The sequence below is a fragment of the Streptococcus suis genome, assembly GCF_016775005.1.
Classification (GTDB): domain Bacteria; phylum Bacillota; class Bacilli; order Lactobacillales; family Streptococcaceae; genus Streptococcus; species Streptococcus suivaginalis.
The window spans coordinates 365,764-379,415 of record NZ_JAEUXI010000001.1 but is presented as its reverse complement, the minus strand read 5'-3'; the positions used below and the strand labels follow the sequence as shown (position 1 = coordinate 379,415).

The following is a 13,652-nucleotide window of genomic DNA, read 5'->3' as shown; positions in this document are numbered from 1 at the left end:
TTCTCTCATTTATGCTATACTAGACAACGTTGTTGAGAAAATCAATGACCCTTGGGGCTTGCTCACTTTACCCAAGCATATTTTAAGCATCTTGCTAAAGGAGAATTTTTATGAAAACATCTAAATGGACTGCCAAAGATATGGCAGAAATTGCTCTGATTGCGGCTATCTATGTAGCTCTTACCTTGACACCGCCCTTGAATGCCATGTCATTTGGTGCTATTCAGTTCCGCTTGTCAGAAATGCTCAATTTCTTGGCTTTCTATAATCGCAAATATATCTTCGCTGTGACCATCGGCTGTATGATTTCAAACTTGATTGGTTTTGGGGTGATTGACCTTTTTGTTGGTGGATTTTCAACCTTGATTTTTGTCACAGTTGGGGTTATCCTCTTTGAAAAATACAAGAAAGACTACCTCTTTGGTGGCTTGTTTAATAAGGCATTCTTTTATTTCTCATTCTTTTTTGCGGCGACTATGTTTACCATCGCTTTGGAATTGAAAGTTCTGTATGATTTGCCTTTCTTTCTGACATGGTTGACAACTGCAACAGGGGAACTAGTGTCTCTGTTAGTGGGTTCCCTCGTTATTGAACGTATTGCGAAACGACTTTCTTTGTAAAGAATTGGCGGCTTTAGTCGCCTTTTTCTTTTGTAAGTGCTGACAAATTGGTTTATAATAAAAGAAATAAAACAAGGAGGCTTTCTATGGAAACCTATCAATTAACAAACGGCGTCACCATTCCAAAAATTGGTTTTGGGACTTGGCAAATTCCTGACGGAGAAGAGGCTCACCGTGCTGTTCTCTACGCCTTAGAAGCTGGCTATCGCCACATTGACACGGCACAGATTTACGGCAATGAAGCTAGCGTCGGACAGGCACTGGCAGACAGTGGACTGGCTCGTGAGGACATTTTCCTGACTACAAAGGTCTGGAATGACAAGATCGGTGTGGAGGATACGCTAGCATCTGTTGAGGAGTCTATGACAAAGCTAGGAGTGGACTATCTGGACCTACTCCTTATCCACTGGCCAAATCCGAAGGCTATTCGTGACGGTATCGGCTGGAAAGAAAGGAATGCCCAAGTTTGGTCTGCCTTAGAAATCCTTTACAAAGAAGGCAAGGTCAAGGCTATTGGTGTCTCGAACTTTATGGAACATCACCTTGAGAGCTTGCTTGAAACGGCTGAAATCACACCCATGGTCAACCAGATCATGCTGGCACCAGGAACGCCTCAGACAGAATTAGTCGCCTACTGCAAAGCCAAAGGCATTCTCTTGGAGGCCTATAGCCCATTTGGGACAGGCACACTTTTCCAAAGCCAAGAAGCAGCAGAACTAGCTAAAGAAGCAGGCTGCAGCGTGGCTCAATTGGCACTGGCTTGGTCTTTAGATAAGGGCTTTCTGCCATTGCCAAAATCAACCAGCCCAGAAAATATAAAGGCTAACCTAGATATTGCTGACCTGTCGATTAGCCCTGAGGCTATAGCCCAGTTGGATAAGCTTGAAGGAGTTAAGGGCTGGCTGGATCCAGACCAAGCAGGATTTTAACTGACTCATTGGAAAGAGTATGCGGTAGAGCCGTATGCTTTTTCTATTAAGCAAATTTACCCCTGTTTCATGCTATAATAGTAAGTATGGAAGATAAATATTTGAAAATTGCCCAGGAATTGGGCGTTAGTTTGAAACAAATCGATACGGTGTTGACCTTGACAGCTGAAGGCAATACCATTCCCTTTATCGCTCGCTACCGTAAGGAAGCAACGGGGAACTTGGACGAGGTGGTCATCAAGGCCATTATTGATCGCGACAAGGCTTTGACGGCTTTGGCAGACCGAAAAGAGACGGTTCTTGCCAAGATTGAAGAACAAGGCAAGTTGTCCGACCAACTCCGTCAGGCTATTGAAGAAGCGGAAAAGCTAGCAGATGTCGAGGAACTCTACCTACCTTATAAGGAAAAACGCCGCACTAAGGCAACAGTGGCGCGTGAAGCAGGGCTGTTTCCATTGGCACGTCTGATTTTGCAAAATGTAGCTGACTTGGAAACGCAGGCGGCTAACTTTATTTGTGACGGCTTTGCTACGGCACAAGCCTGTCTAGCAGGGGCAGTTGACATCTTGGTTGAAGCCATTTCAGAAGATGCCAAGCTTCGGGCTTGGACCTACCATGAAATCCAGACCAATTCCAGTCTGTATTCCGAATTGAAAGATCAGGAAGCAGATGAAAAGCTAGTCTTCCAGATGTACTATGATTTTTCTGAAAATGTTGCCAAAATGCAGGGCTATCGGACCCTGGCCCTTAACCGTGGTGAGAAAATCGGTGCCTTGAAAGTTGGTTTTGAGCATAATATAGATAAAATCATCCGTTTCTTTGAAGTCCGTTTTCCGCAGAAAAATGCCTACATCGCAGATGCCATCAATCAAGCTGTTAAGAAAAAAATCATTCCAGCCATGGAGCGCCGCATTCGGACCGAGTTGACGGAAAGTGCAGAAGAAGGAGCCATCGCCCTCTTCTCAGACAATCTGCGCAACTTGCTCCTTGTACCGCCTTTAAAAGGAAAAATGGTATTGGGCTTTGACCCAGCCTTTCGGACAGGGGCCAAGTTGGCGGTAGTGGATCAGACTGGTAAACTCTTGACCACCCAGGTTATTCATCCTGTCAAACCTGCTTCTCAGGCCCAGATTGCCCAAGCCAAGAAAGACTTGGCAGACTTGATTGGGCAATACCAAGTGGAAATCATTGCCATCGGAAACGGGACTGCCAGCCGTGAGTCGGAGGCTTTCGTTGCTGATTTGCTTAAGGATTTTCCAGCGGTTTCTTATGTCATCGTCAATGAAAGCGGAGCCTCTGTTTACTCAGCTTCTGAACTGGCGAGAACAGAGTTTCCAGACCTGACCGTCGAAAAACGCTCTGCCATTTCCATAGCCCGCCGTCTGCAAGACCCTCTGGCTGAGCTGGTCAAAATCGATCCCAAGTCGATTGGTGTCGGCCAGTACCAGCACGATGTCAACCAGAAGCTCCTGTCGGAAAGTCTGGACTTTGTGGTCGATACGGTGGTCAACCAGGTCGGTGTCAATGTCAATACAGCCAGTCCTGCCCTCCTTGCCCACGTGGCCGGTCTTAACAAGACCATTTCGGAGAACATCGTCAAGTACCGCGAGGAAAATGGTGCCCTGACTTCGCGTCAGCAGCTCAAGAAGGTTCCGCGTTTGGGCGATAAGGCCTTTGAGCAAGCTGCAGGTTTCTTGAGGATTCCAGATGCGACCAACTTTTTGGACAATACTGGCGTGCACCCCGAGTCTTACAAGGCTGTAGAGAACTTGTTGGCACTCCTAGGCATTGACCATATAGATGCAGCTGCGCAGGAAAAATTAAAGCAGGTGACTATCGCAGAAACGGCTGAAAAAATTGGTGTCGGTCAGGAGACCTTGAAGGACATCATCGCAGACTTGCTCAAGCCTGGTCGGGATATGCGGGATGAATTTACAGCACCCGTCCTTCGTCAAGATGTCTTGGACTTCAAAGATTTGCAAATCGGACAGAAGTTAGAAGGAGTAGTCCGCAACGTCGTCGATTTTGGAGCCTTTGTTGATATCGGTATCCATGAGGACGGGCTCATTCACATCTCCAATATGAGTAAGAACTTCATCAAGCACCCTAGCCAAGTAGTGTCAGTCGGTGACCTGGTGACTGTATGGGTCCACAAGCTAGATGAGCAACGTGAGAAGGTCAACCTGACCCTGGTGGCTCCTCGTGAATCTAACTGAGTATGTGCAGCAGGTGTCCTTGGAGGACTTCGGTAAGGAATTTCGACATCAAGCTGTTTGGAATCGCCGACTGCGGTCGACAGGTGGTCGCTTTTTTCCCAAAGATGGGAATTTGGACTTTAACCCCAAACATTTGGAGGAGCAAGGTTTAGAGGTCTTTCGTAAGATTGTCCGCCACGAGCTCTGCCATTATCATCTCTACTTTGAGAAAAAAGGCTATCGGCACAAGGATAAGGACTTCAAGGAACTACTGGTTGCGGTGGACGGCCTTCGCTATGCTCCCAGCCTCCAGCAGACAGCCAAACTTTCACTGTTGTACACCTGCCAGTCCTGTGGGCAGATTTACCAGCGGAGACGCCGTATTGACCTAAAAAAATACCGCTGTGGGCGCTGTAAAGGAGCTTTAAAGCAAGACAGGTAAGAATCAGTCCTCGGGCTGATTTTTTTGTGGACAAATGTGATATACTATAAGGGAATTGAGGTGACATCATGAGTTATCAACAGAGAGAGCGTTTGATGGAGCTCTATGAAAAAGGGGTTTTAACCAAGGAAGAAGCCAAGGCTTGTTTTTTGACCTTTGATGAGCGACCAGAACAGTTGTTTGTGGAAGAAAAAGCCAAACTATCTTTTTCTCTGCCGAGTTTAAAGGTCTTTTCATCGACCAAGCGGCAACAGGCTTACCAGTTTCAAGGCATTGAGTCCCTCTTTATTCGATTGACCAGTGGAAAAGTGGTTTTTGGCAAATCCAAATCAGACGATTTACAGGTCAAGATTGTCTATCCTAGTCAGACTAGAGAAGAGGACTTGCCACAATTTTTTGTAGAAAATAAGGGACTTTACTATTCTTCTGCAGTTAGTTGCCAATTAATGGTTTCCTTGCCAGAGGCTTGGTTGTCCATTTTGGATTTGGATTTGGGAAAGGCGGAGGCGCGACTGGACTATCTTCCATTTGAAGATATGGCAGTGCATAGTCAGATGGACGAAAAACAACAGGACGTTCGTTTGACCTTGGACGGTAGTCGTTCTCAGGCTCTGTCTATCCAAGTCAGAATGGCTCCCATTCATCTCAACCTTGGTAAGCAATTGGGGATCAAGGGGAAAATGGAAGCCAAAAGTGGTCAGTCGATCATTAATCGTAAAAAGATAGCGAATCCCTTTATTTGTGATCGGGCTGGTCAGGAAACTGCTTTTGTCCGAATTCAAACAGATCGGAGCCCGATTACGCTAAAAGGAGGAAAAGAAATTGTTAAAGCTTTTTAGAAAACGGACGGGTCAGGTTTGGCGAGGGGTTCTTGCAGGCTTGGCAGATAAATTTTCATGGAATGTATCCGTCCTACGCTGGGCTTTTGTACTTTTAGTTGCTTTTTCGGGCAGACTGGGAATGGGCCTACTGTTGACCTATCTAATTTTAGGTTTTGCCCTTCCTTATAGAGAGGATTGGGAAGCAGAACAGTTTGGCTTGGGACCGCGAAAAATAAAAGAAGCTGAGTCTCTGTCGTCTGAAAAATAAGGTGGAGAATGAGCTGATACAGAGATGCCCCATCTGAAACGGATGTGGGCTTTTCTTTCTGAAAAATACTTCCAGAAGGGTCCCTTCAACTGTTCAAGTCAAGCGAGCTTATGTTATAATAGGAAAAAAGAAAAGGAGGGCTCTATGACAGTTTTTGTGAAAGATTTGCTTGAAAATCTTCGTGTTCAGCCCATGTATTCGACGGATGCCTTGTTGCAAAAAGAAATCACCACATCAGACATCTCACGTCCAGGTTTGGAAATGACGGGCTATTTTGATTATTACTCCCCAGAACGGATCCAGCTGATCGGGATGAAGGAGTGGTCCTATTTGATGGCCATGACAGCCCACAACCGCTATCAGGTTTTACGCCAAATGTTCCAGCCTCAGACCCCAGTTGTGATTGTTGCACGCGGTTTGGAAATTCCAGAAGAAATGTACCGCGCCGCTAAAGAAGAAGGCATTGCTATCTTACAAGGCCAATCTGCAACCAGTCGCCTATCAGGAGAATTGTCCTCTTATCTAGACAGCCGTTTGGCCCAGAGGACCAGCGTTCACGGCGTCTTGATGGATATCTATGGTATGGGGGTTTTAATTCAGGGCGACTCTGGAATTGGTAAGAGTGAGACTGGCCTTGAGTTGGTCAAACGTGGCCACCGAATCGTTGCAGATGACCGTGTCGATGTCTATGCAAAAGATGATGTGACTCTTTGGGGCGAGCCTGCGGAAATCTTGCGCCACTTATTAGAAATTCGTGGAGTTGGTATTATCGACATCATGAGTTTGTATGGAGCCAGTGCCGTTAAAGAATCATCCGAAGTTCAACTAGCTGTTTATCTGGAAAATTATGAAACAGGCAAGATTTTTGATCGTTTAGGAAACGGCGGAGATACAATTGAAATTGCAGGAATCTCTATTCCCCAAATTCGCATCCCAGTCAAGACTGGCAGAAACATTTCAGTTGTCATTGAAGCTGCTGCGATGAATTATCGTGCTAAACAGATGGGCTACGATGCAACCAAGAGTTTTGAAGAGCGCCTCGCTAACCTCATTGAATCCAATAAGGAAGAGGAGGTGAACTAATGGATCCCATTGCCATCCAACTTGGCCCCCTCCAAATACGCTGGTATGCCATCTGTATTTTGACTGGGCTGATTCTAGGTGTCTATCTTGCTGCCAAGGAGGCACCCAAAAGACGGATCCAAGCTGACGATATCTACGATTTTATTCTCATCGGTTTCCCCCTTTCCTTGGTCGGAGCAAGATTTTACTATGTGGCCTTTTCTTGGGACACCTATAAAGATAATCTAGCCTCTATCTTTGCCATTTGGAATGGTGGAATTGCTATCTATGGCGGCCTCATTGCAGGAGCCTTGGTTCTTTATTTCTTTACCCGTCGCCGTTTCATCAACACGCTTGATTTCTTGGATATTGTTGCTCCGTCAGTCTTATTGGCACAAGCCATTGGCCGCTGGGGAAATTTTTTCAACCAAGAGGCATACGGACAGGCAGTGGAAAACTTGAACTATCTACCAGCTTTTATCCGTGATCAAATGTATATTGATGGAGCCTATCGGACTCCCACCTTTTTATATGAATCCCTGTGGAATCTGCTTGGCTTTGCCGTGATTTGCTGGCTAAGACGGAAACCTCAGTTTCTTAAACGGGGTGACATCCTCTTCTTCTATATGGTATGGTACGGAAGTGGTCGGATGTTGATTGAAGGTATGCGAACAGATAGTCTTCTCTTTATGGGATTACGTGTGTCGCAATGGCTATCAGCCCTCTTGATTCTAGTCGGATTAGCCCTATTTATCTATCGAAGATCCGACAGCAGTATTCCCTATTATGAAAAAGGAGAAGAATGATGATTGAAATTGCAGTCCTTTTGATTGCCCTATCCTTTGTTGGTATTGCTATCTACTTGATTCTCTTGCTCCGCAAGGTTACAGCCGTTGTAGAAGAAGCCCAACAAACCCTCAAGGTCTTGACTAGTGATGTCAACGTAACCCTTTACCAAGCCAACGAATTGCTGGCTAAGACAAACGTATTGGTAGAAGACGTCAATGGAAAAGTATCTACGCTCGATCCTTTGTTCGTTGCAGTTGCAGATCTATCAACCTCTGTTTCAGATCTCAACAGTTCAGCCCGTAACTTAACGCAAAAAGCGACTGCTGCAGGTAAATCCACAGCCAAGGCTGGAGGTATTCTTTCAGCAGTTAGTACAGTATCCTCCCTCTTGGGAAAGAAAGGAAAGTAAGATGGTAAAAAAATCTAGCCTACTCACCAGTATTGTCCTAGGTGCTGCCGGTGGTGCTGCAGCAGCTGTTTTTCTAGCTTCCAAATCAGGAAAGGCTATCAAAGATAAGGTGCAAGAATTTGTCAAGGAAGTTAAAGAAAATCCAGAAGATACCAATGCAGAATTGATCAACAAGGCGACTGAGTTGAAAAACCAAGCCGTTGAACGTTTCCAAACTGTCAAAGAGCAGTTCGAAACTGGTGAATTAACAGTCGATGATTTGGTGAAGACAGGTAAAGAAAAAGTGACTAGTCTCAAAGACCAGTCTCTTGAAAAATTTGAGCAGATGAAAGAAAAATTATCTGAGCAATCCCCGACAGCCAAAGATGTAACGGAAGAAACGGCAGAAGAATCAGCTGTTATTGAAATTGACCTCACCAGTCCAGATGCAGAAGTGTCAGAAGAGTTGGCGCAAGAATTAGCAGAAGAAGTTCAGCCAGAACTGGTCTCAGAAGAAGTGTCAGAGACTGAACTACCTCAAGCAGCTCAAGATGAACAAGATCTACATTCGGAAGTAGTTTTGTAATTTTAAAATCCCACTAGGTGAATGAATCTAGTGGGATTTTTCTCAACAAAAAAAGCAGCTGAGCTGCCTATTTTTTTACTTGTTTTGTTTGCTTTTGCTTCTGCTTCTGCTTCTTAAGTGCCCATTGTACCAAGCGTAAACCACCAGCACCACATGGAATGGCAAGTAAGAAGGAAAGGAAGACTGGGAAGTCATTTGACAAAAAGATATACGCAGAAAAAACTGTGATAATACAGAATATCACAATGTTGATGAAAAATACTAATTCACGCAATCTCTCTCGATTTTCCGAGGGAGTTTCATATTCTTGGAATCTAGCCTGTTTCTCTTTCGGGTAATTAATCTCATGCGGGTTAAGGTCAGGCCGATAGTCTCTTAATGCCATATCGTCTCCTTTATGCCTATTTAGAATACCATAACATTGATTGTTTTTTATGTCAATTAGATTACAAAACGGTTACAAAATACTGTAAAAATCAGACAAATTTCCAAAATTTTCAGTTTCAGTCGTGAATCTTTGTGATATAATGTACAATATGAAGAAAATAATCCTTACTGCAACAGCAGAATCAATCGATCAAGCAAAACAATTATTGGAACTAGGTGTGGACCGGATCTATGTAGGACAAGAAGCCTACGGGTTGCGATTAGCCCATTCTTATTCACAGGAAGAATTGCGGGAGTTGGCAGACTTGGTCCATCAGTCTGGGCGAGCACTGACAGTTGCGGCCAACGGTCTCTTTCATCAGGAACAAATGGATGCTATTCCAGCATTTTTGGACTTGATGGAGGAGATTCAAGTAGATTTTTTGGTGGTTGGTGATACAGGCCTGATTTATAAGAACAAAAAAGATGGTTACCAATTTCCGATTATCTATGACACTTCTGTGTTTGTCACTTCGAGCCGGCAGGTTAATTTTTGGAAAGACCATGGTGTGGTAGAAGCTGTTCTGGCAAGAGAATTGCCTCGTGAAGAGCTAGCTAGCATTGGTGAAAATTTGGCTATTCCAGGGGAAATTTTGGTCTATGGTCCATCGGTCATCCACCATTCCAAGCGGCCTCTCTTGGATAACTATTATAACTTTATTCAGGCGGACTCAGAGGTTGCATCCAAAAAAGAAGGTCTCTTCCTATCGGAACCGGGTAAACCCGAGACCCATTATTCCATTTTTCAAGACCTACATGGTACCCACATTTTCAAGGACAAGGATATTTCCATGCTCTTACAACTGGAAGAGTTGCTAGAGATGGGCTATGACCATTGGAAATTAGATGGGCTATTTACACCAGGTCAAGATTTTGTCGCTATTGTTTCTCTGTTCTGTCAGGCGCGTGACTTATTAGAAAGCGGTAGCTTTTCAGCGGAAGTGGCGAGTCAATTGGCAAGAGAAGTAGCAAGTCTTCATCCCCAAGGCCGGGAATTAGACACTGGTTTTTATGAATTTGATAAAGATAAGGTAAAATAAGATGCAAAAAAAACGACTCAAACGTCCAGAGGTATTGTCACCAGCAGGGACATTGGAAAAGTTGAAAGTAGCTGTCGATTACGGTGCTGATGCTGTTTTTGTCGGTGGACAGGCTTATGGATTGAGAAGCCGGGCAGGGAATTTCTCCATGGAAGAACTCCAGGAAGGTATTGATTATGCCCATGAAAGAGGGGCCAAAGTCTATGTTGCGGCCAATATGGTTACCCATGAGGGCAATGAGATTGGTGCAGGTCAATGGTTCTGCCAGCTACGAGATATGGGCTTGGATGCCGTGATTGTTTCCGACCCAGCTCTAATTGCTATCTGTGCAGCAGAAGCACCAGGTTTGGAAATCCACTTGTCCACTCAGGCTTCCTCAACCAATGTGGAAACATTTGAATTTTGGAAGGAAATGGGGCTGACCAGGGTTGTCTTGGCGCGAGAGGTATCCATGGAAGAGATTGCCCAGATTCGTCAGCGGACAGATGTGGAAATTGAAGCCTTTGTTCATGGTGCTATGTGTATTTCTTATTCTGGGCGATGTGTTCTCTCCAACCATATGAGTTTCCGAGATGCCAACCGTGGCGGCTGCTGCCAGTCCTGCCGTTGGAAATATGATCTCTACCAAGTGACAGAAGAAGATGGCCGTCAATCTGTTCAGGGGCAGATTCCAGAGGAATTCTCCATGTCTGCTGTGGACATGTGTATGATTGAGCATATTCCAGACATGATTGAAAATGGTGTGGATAGCCTGAAAATTGAAGGCCGGATGAAATCTGTTCACTATGTATCGACGGTAACCAATTGCTACAAGGCTGCTGTGGATGCCTATCTTGAAAGCCCTGAAGCCTTTGAAGCCATCAAACAGGATTTGATTGATGAATGTTGGAAGGTTGCCCAACGGGAACTTTCGACAGGATTCTATTATCAGACACCATCGGAAGATGAGCAACTTTTTGGAGCACGTCGGAAAATCCCACGTTATAAATTTGTAGCAGAGGTTGTCTCCTTTGATCCTGAAACCATGCGGGCGACCATTCGCCAGCGCAATGTCATCAAAGAAGGTGAGGCGATTGAGTGCTATGGTCCAGGGTTCCGTCATTTCGAGACCAAGGTGGAAGATCTGCGAGACCAGGATGGGCTTCCAATTGATAGAGCCAATCGACCAATGGAGCTCTTGACCATCAAGCTTGATCGTCCAGTTTGTCCAGGAGATATGATTCGTTCCTGTCAGTCTGGCTTGATTAATCTCTATAAAGACAATGGCCAGTCCATGACCATTCGAGCTTAAAAAGGCCATCTCCCTTAGTGGAGATGACCTTTTTTCTGTGTCTCTTGAATGCTTTCAGGAAGGAGAGAAATACGCTTAATATCTCTCAACTGAATCAAACTCGAAACATTTTTTTGGAAATTTTTCATGATTAAACGTTCTTTGTCAGGATCCCATTTGACGATTTCACCAGTAAAACTCTTTTGTCCATAAATCACGTGAATAGCTGCTTTTTTATAGAGTGCCAGTTGAATGGTATCTAGGATAGTTGCAAGTTCTTCAGGATTCTCTTCGATATGAGTTCCCTTCTGGCTGATAAATTGGTAGAGATGTTTGGCTAATACGGTCAGAAAATTTCTCATAGCATAATCCTTTCAATCTTGATATAATTATCTTATCCAATTTAGGATAAAAAAACAAGGTATTTTTCGAATTGATCAAGTGAGGAGGAAAAAATGGCAGAATTTACATTTGAAATTGTGGAAAAATTGTTGGTCCTGTCTGAGAATGACAAGGGGTGGACCAAGGAATTGAACCGTGTATCATTTAATGGTGCCCCTGCTAAGTACGACATTCGCACTTGGAGTCCAGACCATAGCAAGATGGGCAAGGGCATTACATTGAGCAATGAGGAATTCCAAGTATTATTAGATGCCTTTCGAAATTAAAAGAAGAAGCTTACTTGTTAAAGTAGGCTTCTTTTTTTAGCACCGGTTGGAGTCCTTTGTGGATCAAACTGACCAAAAGAAGTTTGATTCCTTCATGGAAGAGGAAGGGAAGAACCGTTAGACTAATACTTTGTCCCCAGTCAATGCCCAGGTTGTATTTAAAGAAGACGCAGCCTGCGACAAAACAGATAGCATCGCCGACTAGGGCTGCCAAAAAGACTGTCCATGGTTTGGAGTCAGAGTGGGTCAGACTGGCAGTTACTCCTGAGAAGGCTAGGAAACCCCAGAGAAAACCAGCGGTTGGTCCAATCAAGGCTGCAAAGCCTCCGCTAAAGCCAGCGAATACGGGTAGACCGATGGCCCCTAAAAGTAGATAGAGTCCTGTAATGGTCATAGCAGCCTTTGGTTTGTAAAGACTTGCAATCAGGGCAACTGCAAAGGTTTGAAGCGTAAGAGGGATGATACCGATTGGGATGCTGATTTGTGACAAGGTGATGAGAAGGGCAAGGCCCATAGCGATAAAAGCTGTTTCTTTTGATGGTTTCATTTGTTATCCTTTTTAAAAATATGAGGTAACAATAGTATAAAAAATTCTCATCTCAGGGTCAAGATTTTCCAATCCGATGTCACAATTTTAGCGCATGGTGACAAATTCTTCCGAACCTGTTGGATGGATAGCTACAGTTGCATCGAAGTCTGCCTTTGTTGCCCCCATCTTGATGGCAACGGCAAATCCTTGGATCATCTCATCAACACCGTAACCAATTCCATGTAGACCGACCACTTTTTCTTCAGATCCTACAGTCACCAGCTTAAATTTAGCTGCTTGTCGGTTGTCGGCAAGGGCTGTGTACATTGAAGTAAAGCTTGAGGTGTAGGATTTTACCTGATCAGCCCCATAGTGGCTAATTGCTTCTTCCTCGGTGAGTCCTACGGTTCCAATTGCAGGATGTGAAAAGACTACGGTTGGAATGCAGGTATAGTCCATTTTTGCTCCGTCTTGGTGGTTGAACAGGCGCTCGGCAAGCAGGCGTCCAGCCTTAATGGCAACAGGAGTCAATTCTTTCTCGCCAGTCACATCCCCAAGGGCATAAACACCTTCAACACCTGTTTCTTGAAATTCGTCAACGACAATATGACCAGATGGGTGGACTTGGATATCAGTGTTCTCCAATCCTATTTGATTGCTATTAGGCTTGCGGCCAATTGCCCAAACCACTTCTTGGGCGGTGTGACTGCTTCCATCTTCGAAATGAATAGTAATGGCACCGTCTTCTGTTTTTTCCAGTCGGCTTGGTGTTTTAAAAGTATGAAGTTGTAGATGGGTACGATCCATTTCTTCCATCAAGGCATCAGTAATATAGCGGTCAAAGTTACGAAGGGGGCGATCATTTCGGACGAATAGATCGGTTTTAACCCCAAATTGATGGAGAACACCAGCTAATTCTACGGCAATATAACCTGCTCCAATAATCGCGACAGATGTAGGTAGCTCCTCCCAGCCAAATACTTGGTCAGAACTAATACCTAATTCCGCTCCTGGAATGGAGGGGATGCTAGGCTGGGCACCAGTTGCGATGACAATATGTTTGGCAGTGTAGATCTCCCCATTAACTTCCAATTGTTTATTGCTTAGAAAGCGGGCATAGCCTTGGATAACATCAACCTTGTTTTTGTCAAAGGTAGTGGTATAAGATGAGCGTGATCGTTGGATATAGGCTTCACGGTTAGCACGTAAAGTTGCAAAATCAAACTGCACATCTCTTGCCTGGAAGCCATATTCTGCACCGTAGTGGTCAAATACTTCTGCAATATTGGCACCATACCACATGATTTTTTTGGGAACACAACCCAAGTTGACACAAGTTCCACCAAGCAAACTCGCTTCAATGACGGCTGCTTTTGCACCATAACTAGCAGCTCGATTTAGGGTAGCGATACCACCGCTTCCCCCTCCAATTGCAATAATATCGTATTCCTTCATAAAAGTACCTCCTCATTATCTAAGTGTATTGTATCGTTTTTTGAAAAAAATGGCAGAAATTTGCTACGCCTGGTTAAGCTTACAAAAGTGTAAGAGGAATTGGTCGAAATTCTGGTAGAATATTTTTAAAGAGATTCTTGCAATTCAACTTGTGTTGGTGTATT

The 13,652-nt window shown here is 44.4% G+C and carries 17 protein-coding genes and 1 riboswitch; of the genes, 13 read left to right on the top strand and 4 right to left on the bottom strand.

Translation table 11 applies throughout. The features are described from left to right. Window positions 1-10 precede the first annotated feature (10 nt). Window positions 11-113, top strand: a riboswitch (PreQ1 riboswitch). The 10 genes from JNG37_RS01705 (at window position 111) to JNG37_RS01660 (ending at window position 8,100) form a co-directional block, all read left to right on the top strand. After that, entirely contained in the window at window positions 111-620 is a 510-nt protein-coding gene (locus JNG37_RS01705) for a QueT transporter family protein (RefSeq protein ID WP_158455399.1), read from the top strand. It overlaps the preceding riboswitch by 3 nt. An 86-nt stretch (window positions 621-706) precedes the next feature. Continuing rightward, on the top strand, window positions 707-1,549 hold the full coding sequence (locus tag JNG37_RS01700) for an aldo/keto reductase (protein ID WP_158455397.1): 843 nt from the start codon (window positions 707-709) through the stop codon (window positions 1,547-1,549). An 86-nt stretch (window positions 1,550-1,635) separates the two neighbouring features. Beyond that, window positions 1,636-3,765 carry a Tex family protein gene (locus JNG37_RS01695; protein ID WP_158455395.1) on the top strand — a complete coding sequence of 710 codons (2,130 nt, stop codon included), beginning with the start codon at window positions 1,636-1,638 and terminating at the stop codon, window positions 3,763-3,765. Next, a complete protein-coding gene (locus JNG37_RS01690) occupies window positions 3,752-4,186 on the top strand; it encodes a SprT family protein (RefSeq protein WP_158455393.1) in 435 nt (144 codons plus the stop codon). Before JNG37_RS01695 ends, JNG37_RS01690 begins: the two co-directional genes overlap by 14 nt. Window positions 4,187-4,254: 68 nt before the next feature. Next, entirely contained in the window at window positions 4,255-5,025 is a 771-nt protein-coding gene (locus JNG37_RS01685; RefSeq protein ID WP_202848231.1) for a hypothetical protein, read from the top strand. Beyond that, on the top strand, window positions 5,009-5,275 hold the full coding sequence (locus tag JNG37_RS01680) for a PspC domain-containing protein (RefSeq protein WP_158455389.1): 267 nt from the start codon (window positions 5,009-5,011) through the stop codon (window positions 5,273-5,275). Before JNG37_RS01685 ends, JNG37_RS01680 begins: the two co-directional genes overlap by 17 nt. Window positions 5,276-5,419: 144 nt before the next feature. Then, window positions 5,420-6,358: an HPr(Ser) kinase/phosphatase gene (gene hprK, locus JNG37_RS01675; RefSeq protein WP_158455387.1), complete on the top strand. Its 939-nt coding sequence runs from the start codon at window positions 5,420-5,422 to the stop codon at window positions 6,356-6,358. Continuing rightward, window positions 6,358-7,143 (top strand): prolipoprotein diacylglyceryl transferase, encoded by a 786-nt coding sequence (gene lgt / locus JNG37_RS01670; protein ID WP_158455385.1) that lies wholly within the window; start codon window positions 6,358-6,360, stop codon window positions 7,141-7,143. Before hprK ends, lgt begins: the two co-directional genes overlap by 1 nt. Then, window positions 7,143-7,535 carry a DUF948 domain-containing protein gene (locus JNG37_RS01665; protein WP_187321604.1) on the top strand — a complete coding sequence of 131 codons (393 nt, stop codon included), beginning with the start codon at window positions 7,143-7,145 and terminating at the stop codon, window positions 7,533-7,535. Before lgt ends, JNG37_RS01665 begins: the two co-directional genes overlap by 1 nt. 1 nt (window position 7,536) lies before the next feature. After that, a complete protein-coding gene (locus JNG37_RS01660; RefSeq protein ID WP_158455381.1) occupies window positions 7,537-8,100 on the top strand; it encodes a YtxH domain-containing protein in 564 nt (187 codons plus the stop codon). A 67-nt stretch (window positions 8,101-8,167) separates the two neighbouring features. On the opposite strand, the gene JNG37_RS01655 is transcribed toward JNG37_RS01660, so the two are convergent. Beyond that, window positions 8,168-8,485, bottom strand: coding sequence for a DUF3270 family protein (locus JNG37_RS01655; protein WP_158455379.1), 318 nt, complete (start codon window positions 8,483-8,485; stop codon window positions 8,168-8,170). Between the two features lie 151 nt (window positions 8,486-8,636). Between JNG37_RS01655 and JNG37_RS01650 the strand changes: the two genes are divergently transcribed. Together JNG37_RS01650 and JNG37_RS01645 are read left to right on the top strand one after the other, a co-directional pair. Further along, a complete protein-coding gene (locus tag JNG37_RS01650; RefSeq protein WP_158455377.1) occupies window positions 8,637-9,566 on the top strand; it encodes a peptidase U32 family protein in 930 nt (309 codons plus the stop codon). Between the two features lies 1 nt (window position 9,567). After that, entirely contained in the window at window positions 9,568-10,857 is a 1,290-nt protein-coding gene (locus JNG37_RS01645) for a peptidase U32 family protein (protein ID WP_158455375.1), read from the top strand. A gap of 14 nt (window positions 10,858-10,871) precedes the next feature. Here the strand turns inward: JNG37_RS01645 and JNG37_RS01640 are convergent, their stop codons facing one another. Then, entirely contained in the window at window positions 10,872-11,198 is a 327-nt protein-coding gene (locus JNG37_RS01640) for a hypothetical protein (protein ID WP_158455373.1), read from the bottom strand. Window positions 11,199-11,291: 93 nt separating this feature from the next. On the opposite strand from JNG37_RS01640, the gene JNG37_RS01635 reads away from it, so the two are divergent. Continuing rightward, window positions 11,292-11,504: a YdbC family protein gene (locus JNG37_RS01635; RefSeq protein ID WP_158455371.1), complete on the top strand. Its 213-nt coding sequence runs from the start codon at window positions 11,292-11,294 to the stop codon at window positions 11,502-11,504. Window positions 11,505-11,514: 10 nt separating this feature from the next. Here the strand turns inward: JNG37_RS01635 and JNG37_RS01630 are convergent, their stop codons facing one another. Next, the gene (locus JNG37_RS01630) at window positions 11,515-12,051 is read right to left on the bottom strand and encodes a biotin transporter BioY (protein WP_158455369.1); all 537 of its coding nucleotides are present in this window, start codon (window positions 12,049-12,051) and stop codon (window positions 11,515-11,517) included. Between the two features lie 87 nt (window positions 12,052-12,138). After that, window positions 12,139-13,488 carry a glutathione-disulfide reductase gene (gene gor, locus JNG37_RS01625; protein WP_158455367.1) on the bottom strand — a complete coding sequence of 450 codons (1,350 nt, stop codon included), beginning with the start codon at window positions 13,486-13,488 and terminating at the stop codon, window positions 12,139-12,141. Window positions 13,489-13,652 lie beyond the last annotated feature (164 nt).

Bases quoted from the DNA above. Each gene is read 5' to 3' on its own strand.
- JNG37_RS01640 (WP_158455373.1), bottom strand. From the start codon at position 11,198: ATGAGAAATTTTCTGACCGTATTAGCCAAACATCTCTACCAATTTATC.
- JNG37_RS01660 (WP_158455381.1), top strand. From the start codon at position 7,537: ATGGTAAAAAAATCTAGCCTACTCACCAGTATTGTCCTAGGTGCTGCC.
- lgt (WP_158455385.1), top strand. From the start codon at position 6,358: ATGGATCCCATTGCCATCCAACTTGGCCCCCTCCAAATACGCTGGTAT.
- JNG37_RS01655 (WP_158455379.1), bottom strand. From the start codon at position 8,485: ATGGCATTAAGAGACTATCGGCCTGACCTTAACCCGCATGAGATTAAT.
- JNG37_RS01630 (WP_158455369.1), bottom strand. From the start codon at position 12,051: ATGAAACCATCAAAAGAAACAGCTTTTATCGCTATGGGCCTTGCCCTT.
- JNG37_RS01635 (WP_158455371.1), top strand. From the start codon at position 11,292: ATGGCAGAATTTACATTTGAAATTGTGGAAAAATTGTTGGTCCTGTCT.
- JNG37_RS01665 (WP_187321604.1), top strand. From the start codon at position 7,143: ATGATTGAAATTGCAGTCCTTTTGATTGCCCTATCCTTTGTTGGTATT.
- JNG37_RS01650 (WP_158455377.1), top strand. From the start codon at position 8,637: ATGAAGAAAATAATCCTTACTGCAACAGCAGAATCAATCGATCAAGCA.
- JNG37_RS01700 (WP_158455397.1), top strand. From the start codon at position 707: ATGGAAACCTATCAATTAACAAACGGCGTCACCATTCCAAAAATTGGT.
- hprK (WP_158455387.1), top strand. From the start codon at position 5,420: ATGACAGTTTTTGTGAAAGATTTGCTTGAAAATCTTCGTGTTCAGCCC.
- JNG37_RS01705 (WP_158455399.1), top strand. From the start codon at position 111: ATGAAAACATCTAAATGGACTGCCAAAGATATGGCAGAAATTGCTCTG.
- JNG37_RS01645 (WP_158455375.1), top strand. From the start codon at position 9,568: ATGCAAAAAAAACGACTCAAACGTCCAGAGGTATTGTCACCAGCAGGG.
- JNG37_RS01695 (WP_158455395.1), top strand. From the start codon at position 1,636: ATGGAAGATAAATATTTGAAAATTGCCCAGGAATTGGGCGTTAGTTTG.
- gor (WP_158455367.1), bottom strand. From the start codon at position 13,488: ATGAAGGAATACGATATTATTGCAATTGGAGGGGGAAGCGGTGGTATC.
- JNG37_RS01685 (WP_202848231.1), top strand. From the start codon at position 4,255: ATGAGTTATCAACAGAGAGAGCGTTTGATGGAGCTCTATGAAAAAGGG.